The sequence below is a fragment of the Burkholderia sp. 8Y genome (assembly GCF_902506145.1).
GTDB lineage: Bacteria > Pseudomonadota > Gammaproteobacteria > Burkholderiales > Burkholderiaceae > Caballeronia.
The window spans coordinates 36105-54374 of sequence record NZ_LR733554.1; the positions used below are offsets into that span (position 1 = coordinate 36105).

Consider the following 18270-nt stretch of genomic DNA (forward strand, 5'->3'; position numbering starts at 1 on the left):
AGTGCGTCTGATCGGGGCCGGTCGACTTTTCCTCTAGCCACCACGGCCATGCAGTAAGGAGAACGAAGTTTGAAAGAAAGGAACGAGTCGACACAAGAATGCTGGAACCTTATTCAGCGCAACCATGCCATCCATGGAGGAGATAAATGAAAAAGCAGACAATGGCCGTCGCAGCACTAGCGGGGATCGTGGCGAACGGGGCGTCGGCGCAGACCAGCGTCACGTTGTACGGGCTCATCGACACGGGTATCCAATATCAAAGCAGTTCGACCACGCTCGGTACGACGTCGGGCGGGCGCTCTGCCGTCAAGATGTCGAACGGCGTGTGGCAAGGCAGTCGCTTCGGACTGACCGGCAAGGAGGACATTGGCGGTGGCACGCAGGTCATCTTCACCCTGGAATCGAGCTTCAATTCGGGGACCGGTGCGGCCGTGCCGACCAACGGCATGTTCGGCCGCCGCTCCTTCGTGGGTCTTTCGAATCCCGCCTACGGTACGGTGACGATCGGGCGGCAGTACACGTCATATTACACGCTGCTCGTGCCGTATAGCCCGATCAATTGGTTGACGGGCTATGCAGGCGCGCATCCGGGCGATATCGATTCGATGGATTCCAGCTACCGCGCGAACAACTCGGTGCTGTATGTCTCGCCGTCGTTTCACGGGCTGACGGTGAGTGGCTATTATGCGCTCGGAGGCGTGCCTGGCGCGTTCAACCGCGGTTCGACCTGGAGCGCGGCGGCACAGTACCTGAACGGACCGTTCGGGATCGCGGCGGCGTTCTTGCGCATCAACAACTCGACCCTCGGCGGCGGCGCCTGGGGTGCGGATTCGACGACGAGCAGCGGCGGCTCACAGCCGGGCGTGTCGGCGCTGACGTATGGATATCGCAACAATCAGGCGCAACAGCGCGTGGCCGTGGCGGGTGGATGGCAGTTCTCGCCCGCGTTCGATATCTCGCTTTCTTATTCGAACGTACAGTACATTCCGGGCGTGAATTCGGGCTTCCGCGACGAAGCGATCTTCAACACAGGCGGGGCGGTGCTGCACTGGAAACCGCGTATCGAATGGGACCTGGCGGCGGGCTACGCCTACACGCGCGCAACTGAAGCGAACGGAGTAAAGAGCCCGGCGCATTACAGCCAGTTCAACTTGATGCAGTACTACAACTTGTCCAAGCGCACCGGGCTTTACCTGCTCGAAGCGTATCAACGCGCAAGCGGACAGACCTACGCGCTCAGTGCGAACGGAGTGGGTAGCATCATCGGCGCAACGGCCAATGTGGGAGATGGCATGAACAGCACACCGTCGTCATCAGGAAGCCAGTTTGTCGGAATCGCCGGCATTATTCATCGCTTCTGATGAGGTAGGGCAAGGCGCCATCTGAGCGCCTTCTCCATTACAGCCGCAGCGTCCCGAGCGAATCGAAGAGACGGCGCGCAGCCGTGTTCGGCGACTGGCCGAGGTAGAGGTTATAAGACACGTCCGGCAGGCGCGGGAGCCCTTCGGCTTCTCCCAGCACGCGGAAATCCGGGCCCATCATCTCGACAGAGCGCGCTGTCACGCCGAGTCCCGCTCGCACAGCCGCGCGAATGCCGGTCAGCGTCGGGGACGAGTAACTCACACGCCACGGCGTCTTCGAACGTTCGAGATGCTCCACCGCGATGCGTCGAAAAAGGCTGGGTTCATCGGCGGTAATCAGATCCAGCGGTGATCCTGGGTCGTAGTTATAGTCGGCTGCGCAAATCCAGACGGTCGGCGACGTTCGCAACGTGATGCGCCGATGCTCCGGGTATTCGCGCGGCGAAATGGTCATGTCGATCTCGCCGCGCTTCATTGCCTGCATCAAGAAAGGGCTGCGGCCGACGTGGATGGTCATGCGCAAGCTCGGAAACGCTTTTGAGAATCGCTGCAGGAGACTCGGAAGCATCGAATCGGCCACGTCTTCCGGCGCGCCGATACGCACTTCGCCGGTCAACACCGAGCCTGTGATTGCGGCGCACGCTTCGTCGTTGAGAGCCAGCATGCGTCGAGAATACTCGAGGAGCTTGAGGCCCTCGGCGGTCAGACGCTTCGCGCGCCCTTGCTTGAGGAATAGTGTCTTTGCCAGTTGCGCTTCGAGCTTTTGCATCTGTTGCGTCACTGCGGATTGCGTCCGATGCACTGATTCCGCCGCCGCCGAGAACGATTCGCGCTCTACGATGGCCACGAAGGTTCGCAACAGTTCGAGGTCGAGATTGACTATTACCGCCATGTTTCCACCCGCAAAGTTTCATAAGCGAAGCTAATGCATTCTAACGAAATGCTGGATTGTTTGGGCTCTGCCTGGTCCCGTATAGTTGACTTCAAGTTAAGCGGTTGCCGAGGGAGGTCTGTCCTGGCGACACGAACACAATGAATCAGGAGACACGCATGGTCATGAAGTGCCGAATCGCCATCGTCGGAGGAGGACTTGCCGGTGCTGCGACGTTGAACGCGCTGCACACCTTCGGCATCGAGGCGGAACTGTTCGAGGCGGCGCCCGCGCTGGGCGAAATCGGTGCCGCGGTGAGTTGCAGCCCGCAAGCGGTTAAGGCGCTGTGGGGCCTGGGTGCAAAGGGCCGCATCGATGCCGTGGGGCATCGCTCGCCGGGCGAATACACGCGCAACATGCAGTCCGGGGAATTCCTGCAGTTTCGCGATCGCTTCAAGCTGGCCGAGAAGTGGGGCGCACCTTACTACTCGTTTCATCGCGCGGATCTGCTTGACGCGCTCGCCGCGGGGCTGGATCAGTCGCACATTCATCTTGGACATCGGCTCGCATGGGTGAACGAGCGTAGCGATGCAGTCGAGCTCGTATTCGAAAACGGCACCCGCGTCGAGGCCGAATATGTGATCGGCGCTGACGGCGTGAAATCGGTGCTGCGTCAGGCGCTCTATGGCGACGACAACCCGACCTACACGGGCCAGATGGCGTGGCGTGCGCTGCTCGATGCGAGCATCGTGCCGGACTGGATTCTCGAGCCGAGCGGTCAGACCGAATGGGTCGGCCCGGGCGCGCATGTGCGAGCGTACTACATCCGGCAGAAGAAGCTGGTCAATATCGTGACGCAGCAGGACACGGCCGAGTGGGTCGAAGAGAGCTGGAACAAGCAGGGCGATCCGGACGAAATGCGTGCGAGCTTCGAGAACCCCGAGCCGCGTTTGAAAGAACTGCTGGGTTTGGTCACGAAGTGCATGAAGTGGGGCCTGTTTGCGCGGCCGATCAATGACAACTGGGGCCGTGGGCGCATTCAGTTGATCGGCGATGCGGCACACGCAATGGTACCCAACGCGGGACAAGGCGCGTGTCAGGCGTTCGAGGACGCGTACATCCTCGGGCGCTGGCTGAGTGCAAGCGCCGATCCGATTCAGGCGTTCACCGAATTCCGCCGGGTGCGCATCCCGCGCGTGCATGGTGTGCAGCGTCTGTCGCTGGCGAACCTGCGCTTCAAGCACATGAAGGACAGTCAGGCGCAAAAGGAAGCCATCGTCACGGGCAAGGGCAGCGTGCACGGCACGAACGACTGGCTCTATGGCTTCGATCCGACGACCGACTGGAACAAGACGCCCGTCGTGGCCGAACAGTATGCCGATGCGCCTGCAACGGCTGCCTGAAGGGAATCAGACAGACATGGATATGAGCACCGTATCGACCCGTCAAAGGCTGAAGGCTCTCGTTGAAGCCCGCCGTGGTGTCATCGTGCCGGGCGCGTTCAACGCACTGTCGGCGCGTGTCATCGAGGACCTCGGCTATGAAGTTGTCTACGTGACAGGGGCGGGCGTGACGAATATGTACTTCGGCATGCCGGACCAGGGGTTCTTGGGCCTCGCCGAGATAGCGGATCACACGGCCCGTATCAGAGATGCGGTGACGCTGCCCGTCATCGTCGATGCGGATACCGGTTTCGGCAATGCGCTCAACGTCGCGCATACCGTGCGCACGCTGGAACGTGCCGGTGCGGACTGCATTCAGTTCGAAGACCAGGTCGCGCCGAAACGTTGCGGTCATTTTTCCGGCAAGGACGTCATCTCGACTGATGAAGCCGTGAAAAAGATCCGCGCTGCTGTCGATGCGCGCCAGGACGAGAACCTCTTGATCATGGCACGCACGGACGCCGCGGCGACGCACGGCTTCGAAGCTGCCATCGAGCGCGCGCAACTGTTCGCGGAGGCGGGCGCCGACATCCTGTTCGTCGAGGCCGTCACGCAGCCCGACGAGGTGCGTGCATTGCCATCGCGCCTCGCCAAGCCTCAACTGATGAACATGGTCATAGGCGGGAAGACACCCATCCTCAGCGCGGAGCAGTTGGGTCAACTAGGCTACGGCATCGTTCTTTATGCGAACGCTGCACTTCAGGGCGCGGTAATGGGCATGCAGAAGGCGCTCGGCGTGCTGCGCAATGAAAAGCAGTTGCTCGAATCGAGCGGCCTAGTGACGACTTTCGCCGAACGGCAACGTCTCGTGGGCAAGCCCGAGTGGGATGCGTTGGAACGACGCTACGCCTGAATCCATTGAGCGGCCCCATGCACACGATAAAAACGGAAGACTCATTCCGTTGTCAATCAGCTTGAAACTGCGTCTTCGCTAAAGCGAGACGTCAAGGAGACAAAAATGGCAGATATGGCCCAGAGTCGGACCGATATCGCGGGCGCCGGCGTAGAGGCTGCGCGAGCGTCATCGTCGACATTGGCTGGGGTCAGGAGGATGACCTACACCGAATTTCTCGACGATTGCCCCATGACGGGCTTTCTATGGACGCTGCTTCTAGGCTGCGTGCTCGCCCAGATACTGGACGGCTTCGATTTTCAGACGACGTCGTTCGCGCTGCCGCTCATCATCAAGGAATTCGCGATCAGTCCCGCGCAGGCTGGGTTGATCGGCTCGGTGACCAACATAGGCCTGCTGCTGGGCGCTTTGTTGTTTGCTCCGCTCGCCGATCGCATCGGCCGTCGACCTATCTTCCAGTGGGCGCTCTTCGCCTATGCATTCGGCACGATGTTGAGCGCCATCGCGCCGACCTATGGCGTGCTTCTGCTGGCCCGGTTCACCACAGGGCTCGGTATCGCCGCCGAATTTCCCGTCGCCTTTTCGCTTCTCGCCGAGTATTCGCCGAAGCGGCTGCGGCATATCTTTGTCGGGTCCGGCGCCATCGGCTATTCGTTCGGGTGGTTCGTCTGTGCGGTTGTGGCGACCATTGTCGTGCCGACCTTCGGATGGCGCGCCCTGTTCTGGATCGGAGTTACGCCTGCGCTCATGATCGTCTATGTGCGCCGCTATATTCCCGAGTCGATCCGCTTTTTGCTTCAGCAAGGGCGCACGGCGGAAGCGGCTGCCGTCGCAAGAAAGATCGCGGACGATGCAGGGTATGGCGCCATCGAACTGGTTGCTCCCGACTCGACGGCCGAAGTCCGTCCCAACATCGGCCAGCAGTTCTCGGCGCTGCGCTTTTCCGCACTCGCCATCATCGTGCTCGGTCTCTTTCAACTGGCGAACAACATTCAGGTCGTGGGCTTCGGCACATGGCTACCGTCGATCTTCTTGCGGCAAGGCTTCACGCTCACGAAGAGCTTCACGTTCACGATGATCGTGTTGGCCGTGACGCCGCTGGGTCAGATCTTCGGCATGTGGCTGCAGGACAAGATGCCGCGAAAGTGGGCCATGCTGCTGCTTTCCGGCGCCAGCGCGGTGTGCTTCTTCGGCTTCGGTCTCGCGTTCGAGTACAAGTGGCCTATCGAGATCATCGTGGCCTGCGACGTGGGTTATCAGTTCTTCTCCGGCGGCGTGGTTCCGATCTTCTACACGTTGACCTCCGAACTCTTCCCGACGAAGTGTCGCGCGTTGGCCTCGGGTCTGGTCATCGCGGCTGCGCGTCTCGGGTCGATCTCGGGTCCGTACATTCTCGGGCTATTTCTTACCTTCGGCACGGTCATCCATCAAATCATCTACTACTTCACGATGCCACTCGTCGCTGCTGCGGTCATCCTGGTTCTGACCGTGAAGGTGGATTCGCGCCAAAAGACGCTCGAAGAGGTCACGGAAGAATGATGACGATGACGCTTGCTCGCTATGTCAGATTCGCCTTCGTTCCTGCGGCGGCATGTGCAACGATCACCGCCTTCTCCTCTTTTTCGGCTCACGCAGCCGAACTGGACGTCATGACGTCTGGGGGCTTCACGGCTGCCTATCAGGCGCTCGGGCCTGAATTTACCCGCGCGACCGGTAATACGTTGCACACGATTCTCGGTCCTTCGATGGGGCAGTCGCCCGAGGCCATTCCGAACCGGCTTGCGCGCGGAGAATCGGCCGATGTCGTCATCATGGTGGGCTATGCACTCGATGGCTTGATAAAGGAGGGCAAGGTTATGCCCGGCTCACGAGTCGAGCTTGCCGACTCGCGCATCGGCATGGTGGTGAAGGCGGGCGCTCCGAGGCCCGACATCTCCACCGTCGACGCATTACAGCACGCGCTTCTGAATGCCAAGTCGATTGCCTATTCCGACAGTGCCAGCGGCGTGTACATCAAGAATGAGATGTTCAGGAAACTGGGAATCGAGGAACAAGTGGCATCGAAGGCACACATGATTCCGCGCATTCCGGTGGCATCGGTGGTGGCAAAAGGGGACTATGAGGTCGGCTTTCAGCAAGTTGCTGAGTTGCTGCCGGTCGCCGGCGTCGAGTTCGTCGGCAAAGTGCCGGAGGACGTGCAATCGGTCACGCGCTATGCGGCCGGCATCCCTGTCGGGGCAAAGCACCCTGACGAGGCGCGGGATTTGCTGCGATTCCTTGCTTCGTCGGCCGCGCAGGCAACGGTGCGCAGGACGGGCCTCGATTCCGTGAAGCCTTAGACGCATAGTGTTGATAGAAAGACAAGGGCGGCGATTACCCGCCATATACTCGTATGAAGACGTCCCCCTAACGACTGAGGAGTCATCGTGAAACTCAAGGCCGCAAACGTCGTCCTCTCGTTCATCCTGGCTAGTACGACGGCTTTCGTCGCCCCGCTCTCTCACGCCCAAGGTTCCGGTGCAACGGCTACCGACAGTACTCAAGCCGCACCGACTACCAAAGCGCAAAGAAAGGCTGCACGAAAAGAGGCGCGCGCAAAGAAGAACGCGGAGCTCAAGAAACTCGAAGACGCGGGATACAACCCGGCAAGAGCTAACGACACGGACTATCCTCAAGATGTTCAGCGTGCGCAGAAGAAGGCGGGCGTAGGCGCGGGTGCGAGTCAGTAGCGCGTCGAGGGCGGCTAGCCAGGCTTCCGAAATAATTACCAATAGACGGCCGCTAGTAGAGACGTGAGCGCCTTGTCCGTGCGCTCACCGACGGAGACATGGCAGCGCATAGGCGCGTCGAGTGCGCGGATCGAATGGCCTAGCAATGAGCGCTTGTCAACAGAGCATCTCCCAACGTCCGTCGATCATGGATGAGTCAGTTTCTGTCTGAGCGACCCTTACAGGACAATTTTGTAAGCGTGGCGCTGGCCTTTCTAATGTATGTTTCTACAAGGGTGGAAGGCATCGCGATGCGCTGCATTAACTGGCGACTCGGCGATGGGCAAAAGCAGTCGCGAACCGCGATGCGAGGGAAGCGTCGGCGCGCCGGCGGAAGTGCTCGCCCTTTCATCGCGAAAGCATTTTTTATTGATTGCAACAGCTACTCGCTCAGTAGCGTCAGTATCGCCCTTCAACTGGCGCCTCTGCCGACCAGCCTAATGGGAAGAACCATGACGTCCTCTATCGTGCACAGCGTTAGAATGAAGGTCAGGGCGGCTTGCCTCGCGGCAATGGGACTGCAAATCGCGGAAGTCGTCGCAGTCGGGCTTTTCGGGGCTGACAAGACTACTTTCCAGAATTTTCCTTACAGAGTGACGGCTTTTTTGCTTATTTTAGGTTCTGTCGTAGTCGCGCGAATGCATTATCTGTGGCGTATGCGCATCCGACGATCGGACGCCGGGGCTGCGGACCGGTAACTGGCGTCCTTCAAGGTTAGGTCTGCCGACCTGTCATCGTTCTCGGCCGGCCTCGATGACCGCTTCACCGAGAAACAGACAATTCTGCGTTGCGTAGAGCAGCACACTGAATCTCGCCATCTGTTAGCTGGGCGGATCGAAACAGTCGGTCCGCGTGTGCCGGAATCAACGGCGGTATCGCCGCAGTCATCGCCTACCGGCACACAGTGAGCACGCGCTCCGGACCGCCGGAGAACACTCCCGCAACGTCGCGGGCAGCGCGTCAACTACCGCGTCTTCAGGCACGAGCGCGTCTGATAGCCCGACCCGTATCAGTGCGTCGGCACAGAACACTGCGTCTAGCGCGAATCCATCGTCTTCGTCCCGTTCCAGTTCGACATCTGCTGCGGCGACATCAGCGACTAGCGCGACTGCTCCGGCAGGTGGTCGGCGGGTGGGGGCGGCGGCGCGTCTTCCGCGACGAGCGGTTCCGAGACGTCCGAACTCGATCAGATGAACTCGCTCGCAACTTCGCTTGACGCTCAACTGTCGCAGGCGTCCTCGGGTGGCGCAGACACCAGTCAAGTCAAGGCGCAGTTAGATACCGCCAAGACGCAACTGCAGCAAGCGATTCAAACCTCGGACACCACCCGGGTCGCCCAGATCCAAGCGCAACTCGACAGCGCGCAAACCGCGCTCGCACAGTTGATGGTAAAAGCCGGAACGACGACAGGCTTGCTTGCGACGACTGCTTGACCCCCAGCCGATCCTCGCCAGATGCAACGGTCTTTATTGATGGCGTCTCCCGCCGTTGCATTGGATAGCGACCCAGCGACGGCGGCTGTCGTCTTGTCTCCTTTGTCGGACGCGGCTGGAGCCGTAAGAGTAAGCGAGGCGCTGCGTGTAGACGTTGGGGGGAACGAGCGTCGCGTCGAGAATTCGCATGGCGCAATTTGGCCTCGGCGCTGGATGGCGTTTATTTCCTCGGGCGTCGGCATCGTTCCCGACGTCCCGGCGGCACGGACGCCGCGCAATAGCGCGTAAAGGCCAGCGCTCACGGCCGTTTGCAGGGTTCGGCGTAGATACTGTTCACGGGCGGGTCGCGGAATGGCCTTCACGTTGGCTGACAAAGACATCTTCAGGCCATCGATCGATGCAGTGCCTACCCCGGTTTGCAGTGTTGGCGTTCTTTGCGTGTTCTGCCGAGCGGTGCAATGGGGTTATCCAGAGGTCCGACCGCCGAGGCAGCTGTTCACAGTTGGACGTCGATGCAACTGCGAGGACAGGGTTAATTGCGGCGGCGGCTTGGTCTCTAAGCCGCCGCTGTCACTGCCATGACTTACCGCTGAACCGCCGCCAGCGCGATATCGGCTGCGCTGTCGAGCTGCTCGACGTGCCAGCACTTGTCGATCAACGCGCGAGTCTGATCGGCGGGCAGAATGCCGTCCGCGAGATCGGAGAACTTCTTCTCGAGTTGCTCATCGGTCATCGGCACTTCGGTGCTGCCGATCGCGTGCTGGATGAACCTGTGCAGCTTGCGGCCGTCCTTCAGCGTGATGGTCATGTCGACCTGCTCCGGTTTGATGGCCGGATCGACGATGGCATTCACCTTCTCGCGCAGAGCAACGGTTCGCGGGTCGCGGACCTTGGCATCGCTGAACTGCTTCTCACCAGCGGCGCCGTCGATGATGGCGATCGCCACCGCGTGATAGATGCTGAACTTGCCTTCGAGTCCGATTTTCGGCGTCTTCTTGCCCGTCAGTTCGATGACGAGCGGATGCACGCGCAAATCGATTCGCTCGATCTGATCAGGACTCAGGTGATTCTCGTTGCGAAGCTGGATGGCTGCATCGAGCGCGGGATGGATCACGATGCCGCATGCGAAGGGCTTATACGTGTTGAGCGTCGATTCCCAGTGCGTGCCGAGACCGTCGGTGATCTCGCGGTAATCCTGCTTCGTGCTGATGGTGTTCGCCCAGCCGCGTTTCGCCTCGATCATGCCGTCGGAGCTCGTGTAGTCCTTGCCTGCAAGGATCGCCGCGAACATGCCGTTGGCGGCCGCACGGCCTGGGTTGAAGCTCTTGTTCATCGAGCCGAACGACTCGCGCAGGCCGACCGGCTGCGACGCTGCCAGCCCGAGCGCCCAGACCGTCTGCTGCACGCTCAGGCCCATCAGTTTCGACATGGCAGCCGCGGAGCCGAAGACGCCGCACGTTCCTGTGATGTGCCAGCCGACATCGTAATGATTCGGGTACACCGCATTGCCGATCCGCAATTCCGTCTCCACGCCGAGCACCAGCGCGTTGAGGAAATCCTTGCCCGTCACCGGCCGATATTGCGCGTACGCGAGAATCGCGGATACCACCGGACCCGCCGGATGGATGATGGTCTTCAGATGCGTGTCGTCGAAATCGAAGATATGGCTGCTTACGCCGTTGATAAACGCCGCGTTCATGATGTCGAAGCGCTCCGTGCGGCCGAGCAGGTTGGCTTGCGGCGGACCCGAGAACGGCGTCAGCGCCGCCACCGCGCGGTCCACGGTTTCGTCGTGCGATCCGCCCACCGCGACGCCGACCCAGTTCAGGAGCGTCCGGACGCCTTCGCGGCGTACGTTCGCGGGCAAGTCCTGATAGGCCGTTTGATGAATGAATTCGGCGAGGATGCGCGTGACTTTGGGCGGCTGCGCGTTGCCCTTGCCAGTGGAAGAGGGGGCAGACGCGCTCGGCGTGCCAGAAACACCCGGAGCACTCGATAGGGCATTGGTGCCCTGCGCGAATGCGCCGGTTCCGGCAGCGGCCGATGCCAGCGCGCCCACCGCCCCGGTTCTCAGAAAATGGCGACGGTCGAAGGCTGCCATGTGTTCGTCTCCTTGTCTTTTGATGGGTGTCACGCCGAGATAAGCGGACTCAGTTCGCGGATATCCTTGAGCGTTTCCAAGCGCTCGATCTTCTCAACTAGCGCCGCCGTGCGCGCCGCGCCGAGCACCGGCGACATTAGATCGCGCGCTTTTGCGGCAACCTCTTCGCCCGACAGAGGATTCTCTTTCGTGCCCGGCGGAAAGCGCGTGAAGTGCTGGACGGTGCGGCCATCGGTGAGTGTGACTTCGACCTTTGCGGAGCGCGGCGCGGAAGGGTCATGCAAGGCCGGGTCCGGCTGCACTGTCACTTTCGCGCGCGCTTCAAGGATGGCCGGGTCGCGCATGAGCGCGGCGTCATGGCTATCGCGGAATGACACCGCGCCTTTCACGAGCGCGAGCGCCACAAGATGCTGGCAGTTGACGTCGGGCATCGCGCTGTCGCCGACGATGCCTTGGGCATCAGGCGGAATACCCACGACGATGCTGCGCACATTGGCGGGCGTCAGGCCGTATCGAGCCCGCAGGCGAAGTAGCGCGTCAAGCGGCGACTGGATCGGATAACCGACCGAATAAGTTTTGATGGCGGTCTCGGCAACATAGAAACGCGAGCCGAGTCCATCAATCATGGCTTGCGGCGAAGGTTTCGGGGACAGCGCGATGAACAGGTTGTGCGTGCCGTCGAGCACGTCGCGCACGCCAGTCATTCCCGATTGCACCATGCTAACCGCCATCACGCCGTTGCGCGCCCCCATCCCGGCGAAGTCAAAAGCTTTCTCGATGTGGTCGCGGTCCTTGATCCAGCTCCATAAGCCCGACACCTGTTGCGCCGCGTAGGAGATCGCGTAGCACATGCCGATTTCATCGAGATCAGTGAGGGCCGCCGCCGCGCCAAGTGCGCCGAAGGTCGATGCCGTCCCTTCCGCACTGCGATGCGACCCGCGCACCAGGTCCGGACCGAGCGCCATCAACAACCGGCAGGCGAGGTCGTAACCGAGCGCCACAGCGCGGATCATAGCTTCGCCGCTCTGCGCGCCAAATTCCGCCAACGCCAGGGCCGACGGCACGACCGTACTGCCGGGGTGCGCCTTGGTAACCGGTTCGAAGTCGTCGGTTTCATCTGAGTGGGCGCACATGGCGTTCGCGAGCGCGGCATTGACGACGTTTGTCCGGATGCGCGTGCCGATTACGCTGGACTGCGGCGCGCCGCCCATTTGGCGCACGTAACTCGCAGCCAGCATCCCGGGCCGCATTCGTGAGCCGGACACCATCGCGCCGAAAGTATCGAGGATGCGATGCTTGCAGGCAAGCGCAACGGGCGCAGGCAATGGCATCGTGCGCGCCTGCGCCATGTAGCGCGCGAGCTGCGCGGTAATGGAGTTGCCGCGAGCCTCCTCTTCCGCGGCAGCGCTCGCGGCGTCATCGGCCGCGAAGGCGAAGGGTTTGCCAGAGAACATCAGCGCGGAAAAGGCACCCGCCGATTGGACCATTCTGCGACGCTTGAGTGAAAGTCGCTCAGACATGATTGTGTCTCCGGGCTGTTTTGTCGACCATCGATCTGCAGGCGAATTGCGTCAACGGCCTTTTTTGAATTTTGGTGAAGGCGGTATCGACCGTCACCATACCAAACATATTCGGCCCGCGTCGTGGGCCGGCGTGTTGACACAGTCAAAATAAATTAAGCCGCGACCTGATGCCTCTCGCGGGTGGTAAGCGTCACCGACTGGCTCTGCGGACCAATGGCAAGCTCGACATCTTATCGGCCGGGTGTTGTGCGCATAGTTGCCGCCTTCTTGCAGGCAAGGAAGATTGCGAAACGTTTGCGATGCCATCTAATTTTTTTATCACAACCGGTGATTTCGCCTTCGGCACAGCACGTCCGCTTGCGTTCGCCCGTAAGCCGAACGTCGCATTCGCGCTCCGCAGTATGCGTTCCTCGTGTGGGTTAACACTGACTGCCGACGCGGCCACTCGTTGATCATTCTCGAACGCACTTGCAAACCGGACATCTTCGTCCGCTTGACGTAAGTGCAACCGCAGGTCCTATCGACGATGACAAATCCGGAGGCGATGATGAGGGCTGTCCTTGAAGCTTCTAGCTTTAGGCACGCGTGGCGATGCGCGCAATGGATGCGCAATCTTGCAAGATCTTTTGCGCTTATCGGTACATGGCTCCTATTGGCGATCGCCGGCGCTGCGTCTTCAGCTGCGTCGGCTGCAACATCATCGGGACTTGCGGATCTGCCGCCCGTCATGCCGGCGATGAATTGCGCGCAGGTCGCGGGCCTCGACCTGACGGGTGTCACCGACGGCACCGTGACCATCACGTCCGCGACCGTGCTGCCTGCGGGCACGGTAGTCGGTCAGAGCACGCTGCCGTCCGCCGTATGCGACGTCAAAGGCAGCATCGGTCCGGGCGCGTCTCTCTTCGAGCTGCGCCTGCCTACCCAAGGCTGGACGCAACGCTACCTGCAAACCGGTTGCGGCGGCCTGTGTGGCAATCTCTTGATCAACGCACCGATGGCCAACACGTGCGTGCCGGTGACGAACGGGCAGATCGCCATTGCCGCCACCGACATGGGACACGAAGGCGGCAACGACGGCTCGTGGGCGCTCGATCCGAAAGCGAAAATTGACTTCGCTTATCGCGCCGAACATGCCACGGCGCAGGTTGCCAAGGCCATCATCAACAAGTTCTATGCGCGCGCGCCGAAATACGCTTACTTCGACGGCTGCTCGGACGGCGGACGCGAGGCCCTGATGGAAGCGCAACGCTATCCCGACGACTTTGACGGCATCGTCGCGGGCGCGCCGGCCAACGATCTCATCGTGCAGAACACCTTTCATCACGCCTGGGCGGCTGTAGCGAACATCGATCCGACGACCGGCAAGTACATCCTCACTGCCGACAAGCTGCCGCTGATCCACGCAGCCGTGCTCAAGGCCTGCGATGCGAACGACGGCGTCGCGGACGGCATCATCGACGATCCGATGGCCTGCCACTTCGATCCGGCCTCGCTCATTTGCGCGCAAGGCCAGCCGGACGCGACGTGTCTCACGGCCGCGCAGGCAGCCGTGGTGCGCAAGATCCACGATGGCGCAACGGACCAATACGGCCGTCACTTGGAGCAGCCGATCTCGCGCGAGTGGGGCTCGGAACTGCAATGGACGCTGTTTGTGCCGACGACCGATGCGGGACCGAGCGGAGCCATCAACTTCGTTCTACCCTTCCTCGCGTATCTGGACTACTACAACACGTCGAATCCGAACGCCACGCTGAGCGATCTGAAGTTCACCGTCGATGGATTCTTTAAGACCGTGCCGACTTCGAACTATCTGTCGGCCACTGATCCCCACTTGTCGAAGTTCGACGCGCACGGCGGCAAGCTGATTCTCTGGCACGGTCTGGAAGATCAGCACATCTCGCCGCAGTCCACCTTGCAGTACTACAGCAAGATGAAGGAATACATGGGCGAGGAACGTGTGAAGAGCTTCGCGCGGTTCTACCTGTTCCCGGGCGTCGCGCACTGCGGGGGCGGTGACGGTCCAAATGTATTCGACGTCCTCACGCCAGCGATGGCCTGGGTCGAAACCGGTGCGAAGCCGGGCGAGATCGTCGCGTCGATCGTGGACGGGACGGGGCAGACGACGCGCACGCGTCCGGTGTTCCCGTACCCCATGACTGCGCAATACACCGGCACGGGCAGCACCGACGATGCCGCCAACTTCGTTGCGCTTCCGCGCGTCAATGCGCACGTGGATTCGCACTGGGTCGGCGAATGGCTGTACTCGCCGGGCTATGAAGCCACGTGCACCGCGCAAGGTTCGCAGCTGAACTGCACCGGCGGCAACAACTGGAGCGCGGCTCGCGTGGGGCGCCATGACGACGACTGGGAATCGGCTCGCTGGGAGAGAGCCAACAGCCGCTAAAGCGTTGTTAGAAGCGGCATCGCCGTTGAAAGCGATGCCGCTACGCGAGCTTAACTTTGTTTTCTCTGATGACGACATGAGTTTGCGCGAAGGCCGAGGCAACGGGCGATAACGTTGTTGCAACGGTGCTTTCTTTGCCGTCCTGGGCTCCCCTCGCAGTCAGGCCGACGGCAACGACCTTGTCGTTTCAAGCTGCAGCACCTGCAATTGTGTAGCCGAGAAGCGGTGGAAGGCGCCCTGACTCGGTCGGACCCCTCGCCCATAAGCGGCTGGGACAGGGGGGGGCCGTTCGATGCAGATAGTCGCCGTCGCACCCCTCCAGCTTAGACCGTCGCCAGCGGGTTGCCCGGAGCCTAATGCCTCGGGAAGTCGCCACCTATTTCCGTGCTCTGCGTCAGACTGTGTGAGGCCGCTTGAAGAAATGAGCTTAGCCCTCTTGAAGATCTCTGCAAGCGGATCACGTTTCTCAAGGTAACAGGATGTGCAGTGATGCGTTTACAGCAGGTGACGTCACCTCTCTGCGAACCGTCCGGCGTCCTCCCGCTGTTGCGCCCGTCACAAAAGTCCCTTGCCTGCGCTCGACGCAAACACAACTCGCACGCGAAAGCCGCCGCCCGGCTCATTGCCGATTTCGCAGACTCCGCCGAGCTCGCGTGTCAATCGCGACACGATAGCAAGCCCAAGTCCGCTATGTCCTTGGCTGCCGCGCGCCGGATCGAGCCGTACGAACGGTTTCATCGCCGCAGCCAACTGGCCTTCCGGGATGCCGATCCCATGGTCGCGCACCGATATGACCCAATGACTTCCTTCCAAGGCGGTCGATATCTCGATCGGCGGCGCGCCGTGTTCGAGTGCGTTGTCGACGAGATTCGTCGCCACGCGATCCAGCATCGCGGCGGGCAGCCCGAACGCGGGGCCCGCACGCAAGTCGAGCGCGAAGAGTCGCTCTTCATCGAGCGCATCGGACGCGGGAAACTGCTCGCGAAGAAATGCATCAACGCCGACGGGTTCGCTTTCCTCTACAGGCTGGCCCGCAAATTCGAGAAATTGCTGCACCACGTTGGAAAGCGAGTCGATATCGCGCAGCAGTTCCCGCCGCTCCGGTTCGGAGGCAAGCAGGCTCGAGCGCAACTTGAGCCGGGTCAGCGGCGCCTTGAGATCGTGCGCAAGACCAGCGAGCATGACCGCCTGGTTGTCGTCGGCTTCGTTCAGCCGCCGCATCATGTCGTTGAACGCGCCGATGAGATCGCGAAGTTCTTGCGGTCCCCGCTTCGGCTCGGGTGGCGGACGTCCGCCTGATCCGAAAGCGCGGGCTGTGCGTGCGAGTCCGGATAGCGGCCGTTGCATTTGCCACGCGACGAGCACCGACAGCAGGATCGCCGCGATCAACAAGGATACGGTCTCGACGATATGGCGCGGCGGAGGCGGCGTGTCCATCGGCACGACCAGCCACGACGGCTTGCCCGGAAACCGTACCCATAGATGAGGAGGGCGATTGTCATCGAAGGCCATGGCCGTGCCGGGCGGCAACCTTGCACTGAGTTCGCTGGTCAGGTCTCTGAGTGGCGGTTCGTTTGGTTGATGAAGCCGAACATGCGTCGGATCGAGTTCGCCCGATACCGAACTCACACGCATGGCCGGCGCAAGCTCTTTACCGCTTACCTTGTCGCCGTTCGCTGCGTGAAGGGCAAGTACGAGTCCTTGCGCGAAGCCCTGCATGTGCTGGCGCGGCCGATCGCCTGCCATCATCCAGAACCAGCAGAATTGCATGCCCACCAGCACCACGACAGACAGGAACGCCATCCTGCCGAATAAGGAATTGAGCGGATTTTTCATGCGGGCATCACGACGGATCGGGCTCGGGCGCGTCGGCGTCGGGCACGAAGACAAAGCCTTTACCGCGCAGCGTTTGAATGTATTTAGGGGAGGACGGATTGCTTTCGATGATCCGGCGCAAGCGCCAGATGGGGACGTCCAGGCCTCGGTCCTGGAAAGTCACTTCGTCGCGATGCACGAGGTCATGAATCAACACCCTCGGCAGTACCTTATAGGGGTTGTTGACGAAGATCTTGAGCAACGCGAATTCGCTGTCGCGCAAGGCGATGTCGGTTCCGTCGCGGCTCAGGATGCGCGTCGTGAAATCAAGCTCGAAGGGTCCGAAGCGAAAGCGTGCTCGCGCTTCTGGCGCGCTCGTTTGCGCAGGACCCCTGCGACGCAGCACCGCGTGAATGCGCGCCAGCAGTTCGCCGGGGTCGAACGGCTTGACCAGATAGTCGTCGGCACCCAGCGAAAGCCCCGCGATACGGTCGGGGACGGCCCCGCGTCCCGTGACGAAGATCACGGGAACGTCGTCGCCCGACGCCCGAAGCGCCCTGAGGGCCGACAGCCCGTCGGTGTCGGGCATCATGATGTCGAGCACGATGGCCGATGGACGCTCGCTCTCGAGCCGCCGCTGAAGGTTGCTGGCATCGTGCAGCACGGACACGTCCATCCCGTTTGCATTCATGAAGCGGCGCAGAAGGTCGCGTACGACGGGGTCATCATCGACAATGAGAATGTGGGGCATCGTGGAGTTGAAAGGACAAAGCGGGACGGGCAGCTTTCCCGAGGTGATTTCGGGACATTGTCCGATGATACGCTGTGCGCTGCCCGTGATACTGCTTAGGCAGACGTGCTGACGAACACGCCTCGCGCACCTGCGCCGCCGCTTTGCAGGTTGCTCGCGAGGGTCGTCAAGAAGGTCTGAAGCGTGGCGGTCGCGCTGTTCGAACTACCGCTGCTGTCCGTGGAGCCGCCAAGCGCGGTCATCAGATTCTGGAAATCACTCGACAACGTGCTGGTGCTCTTGGAATCGCTCGCTGAGCTACTCGAAGAACCGGTGCTGCTATCCGCAGTCGTCGCGCTGCTGCCCGAGCTGCTGCCCGAGGCGAGCGATTGCGCGAGGCTTTCGATGGCGGACGCGAGGTCGTTGCCATAGCCTTGTGCTTGCAAAGGCGGCGGAGGGGGCGGAGGCGCCGAGTTGACCGTGGATGATGGGTCAGTGCTTGCGGTCGTGCTCGTGCTCGCGTCGCTGGCGCTGCTGGGAGCTGTGCTCGTGCTGCCGCCGGGCGGCGGCGGGGGCGGTGCGCCGTTCTGACTGGCGAGCGTCTGGAACAGATCGCCCATGAACTGCTGAAGCGCAGACGCGACCGAAACCGACGAAGTGGTCGATGACGATGACGTGCTGCTGCTCGCATCGGTCGTCGACGAAGAAGAACTTCCGTCGGTCGACGATGTGCTCGAATTCGACGTGATGCCGAGCTGTGCTAGCGCTGCGGCGATGGCGGCCGCGAGCGGGTTGGTGCTCGAGTCGCTACTTGATGAGGAAGCGACGCTGCTTTGCGACTCGCTCTTTTTCGAGTAGCTCGTTTGCCAGATCTGTGCACTGGACGTGGCACCAGACAACGACGAGATGGACATACCTATCCTCCAGATTATTCGGCGAAACCGTTCGCTAGACGTGGGCTAACGTTAG

At 61.3% G+C, this 18270-nt stretch carries 16 protein-coding genes; 11 read left to right on the top strand and 5 right to left on the bottom strand.

Going from position 1 to position 18270, the window contains the following annotated elements; translation table 11 throughout:
• Nucleotides 1-146: 146 nt before the first annotated feature.
• Nucleotides 147-1361 (top strand): porin, encoded by a 1215-nt coding sequence (locus tag GV035_RS28810; RefSeq protein ID WP_159839522.1) that lies wholly within the window; start codon nt 147-149, stop codon nt 1359-1361.
• A gap of 37 nt (nt 1362-1398) precedes the next feature.
• Here GV035_RS28810 and GV035_RS28815 read toward each other — a convergent pair whose 3' ends face one another.
• On the bottom strand, nt 1399-2253 hold the full coding sequence (locus tag GV035_RS28815; RefSeq protein WP_236572919.1) for a LysR substrate-binding domain-containing protein: 855 nt from the start codon (nt 2251-2253) through the stop codon (nt 1399-1401).
• A gap of 164 nt (nt 2254-2417) precedes the next feature.
• Here GV035_RS28815 and GV035_RS28820 point away from each other — a divergent pair, with 164 nt between their 5' ends.
• The 7 genes from GV035_RS28820 to GV035_RS28850 all read left to right on the top strand — a co-directional run bounded on the left by GV035_RS28820 (nt 2418) and on the right by GV035_RS28850 (nt 8728).
• Nucleotides 2418-3635 (top strand): FAD-dependent monooxygenase, encoded by a 1218-nt coding sequence (locus GV035_RS28820; protein WP_159839524.1) that lies wholly within the window; start codon nt 2418-2420, stop codon nt 3633-3635.
• A gap of 22 nt (nt 3636-3657) precedes the next feature.
• Entirely contained in the window at nt 3658-4527 is an 870-nt protein-coding gene (locus GV035_RS28825; RefSeq protein ID WP_159839584.1) for an isocitrate lyase/PEP mutase family protein, read from the top strand.
• 198 nt (nt 4528-4725) lie between these two features.
• A complete protein-coding gene (locus GV035_RS28830) occupies nt 4726-6066 on the top strand; it encodes an MFS transporter (RefSeq protein WP_159839526.1) in 1341 nt (446 codons plus the stop codon).
• Nucleotides 6063-6866, top strand: coding sequence for a substrate-binding domain-containing protein (locus GV035_RS28835; protein ID WP_442859618.1), 804 nt, complete (start codon nt 6063-6065; stop codon nt 6864-6866). The genes GV035_RS28830 and GV035_RS28835 overlap by 4 nt, the downstream gene beginning before the upstream one ends.
• 87 nt (nt 6867-6953) lie before the next feature.
• Nucleotides 6954-7256 carry a hypothetical protein gene (locus GV035_RS28840; RefSeq protein WP_159839528.1) on the top strand — a complete coding sequence of 101 codons (303 nt, stop codon included), beginning with the start codon at nt 6954-6956 and terminating at the stop codon, nt 7254-7256.
• Between the two features lie 191 nt (nt 7257-7447).
• On the top strand, nt 7448-7993 hold the full coding sequence (locus GV035_RS28845) for a hypothetical protein (protein ID WP_159839530.1): 546 nt from the start codon (nt 7448-7450) through the stop codon (nt 7991-7993).
• Nucleotides 7994-8485: 492 nt separating this feature from the next.
• Nucleotides 8486-8728 carry a hypothetical protein gene (locus tag GV035_RS28850; RefSeq protein WP_159839532.1) on the top strand — a complete coding sequence of 81 codons (243 nt, stop codon included), beginning with the start codon at nt 8486-8488 and terminating at the stop codon, nt 8726-8728.
• A 583-nt stretch (nt 8729-9311) separates the two neighbouring features.
• Here the strand turns inward: GV035_RS28850 and GV035_RS28855 are convergent.
• Both GV035_RS28855 and GV035_RS28860 read right to left on the bottom strand, forming a co-directional pair.
• Nucleotides 9312-10829: an MmgE/PrpD family protein gene (locus GV035_RS28855; RefSeq protein WP_159839534.1), complete on the bottom strand. Its 1518-nt coding sequence runs from the start codon at nt 10827-10829 to the stop codon at nt 9312-9314.
• Between the two features lie 29 nt (nt 10830-10858).
• Nucleotides 10859-12349, bottom strand: coding sequence for an MmgE/PrpD family protein (locus GV035_RS28860; protein ID WP_201304087.1), 1491 nt, complete (start codon nt 12347-12349; stop codon nt 10859-10861).
• A gap of 607 nt (nt 12350-12956) precedes the next feature.
• Here GV035_RS28860 and GV035_RS28865 point away from each other — a divergent pair.
• A complete protein-coding gene (locus GV035_RS28865; protein WP_442859619.1) occupies nt 12957-14756 on the top strand; it encodes a tannase/feruloyl esterase family alpha/beta hydrolase in 1800 nt (599 codons plus the stop codon).
• A 555-nt stretch (nt 14757-15311) separates the two neighbouring features.
• Here GV035_RS28865 and GV035_RS28870 read toward each other — a convergent pair.
• Both GV035_RS28870 and GV035_RS28875 read right to left on the bottom strand, forming a co-directional pair.
• Complete coding sequence (locus tag GV035_RS28870) at nt 15312-16592, bottom strand: ATP-binding protein (protein ID WP_159839538.1); 1281 nt, start codon at nt 16590-16592, stop codon at nt 15312-15314.
• Nucleotides 16593-16599: 7 nt separating this feature from the next.
• On the bottom strand, nt 16600-17322 hold the full coding sequence (locus GV035_RS28875; protein ID WP_159839540.1) for a response regulator: 723 nt from the start codon (nt 17320-17322) through the stop codon (nt 16600-16602).
• A 183-nt stretch (nt 17323-17505) separates the two neighbouring features.
• On the opposite strand from GV035_RS28875, the gene GV035_RS28880 reads away from it, so the two are divergent.
• Together GV035_RS28880 and GV035_RS28885 are read left to right on the top strand one after the other, a co-directional pair.
• Entirely contained in the window at nt 17506-17733 is a 228-nt protein-coding gene (locus tag GV035_RS28880; RefSeq protein ID WP_159839542.1) for a hypothetical protein, read from the top strand.
• Between the two features lie 243 nt (nt 17734-17976).
• Nucleotides 17977-18159: a hypothetical protein gene (locus GV035_RS28885; protein WP_159839544.1), complete on the top strand. Its 183-nt coding sequence runs from the start codon at nt 17977-17979 to the stop codon at nt 18157-18159.
• Nucleotides 18160-18270 lie beyond the last annotated feature (111 nt).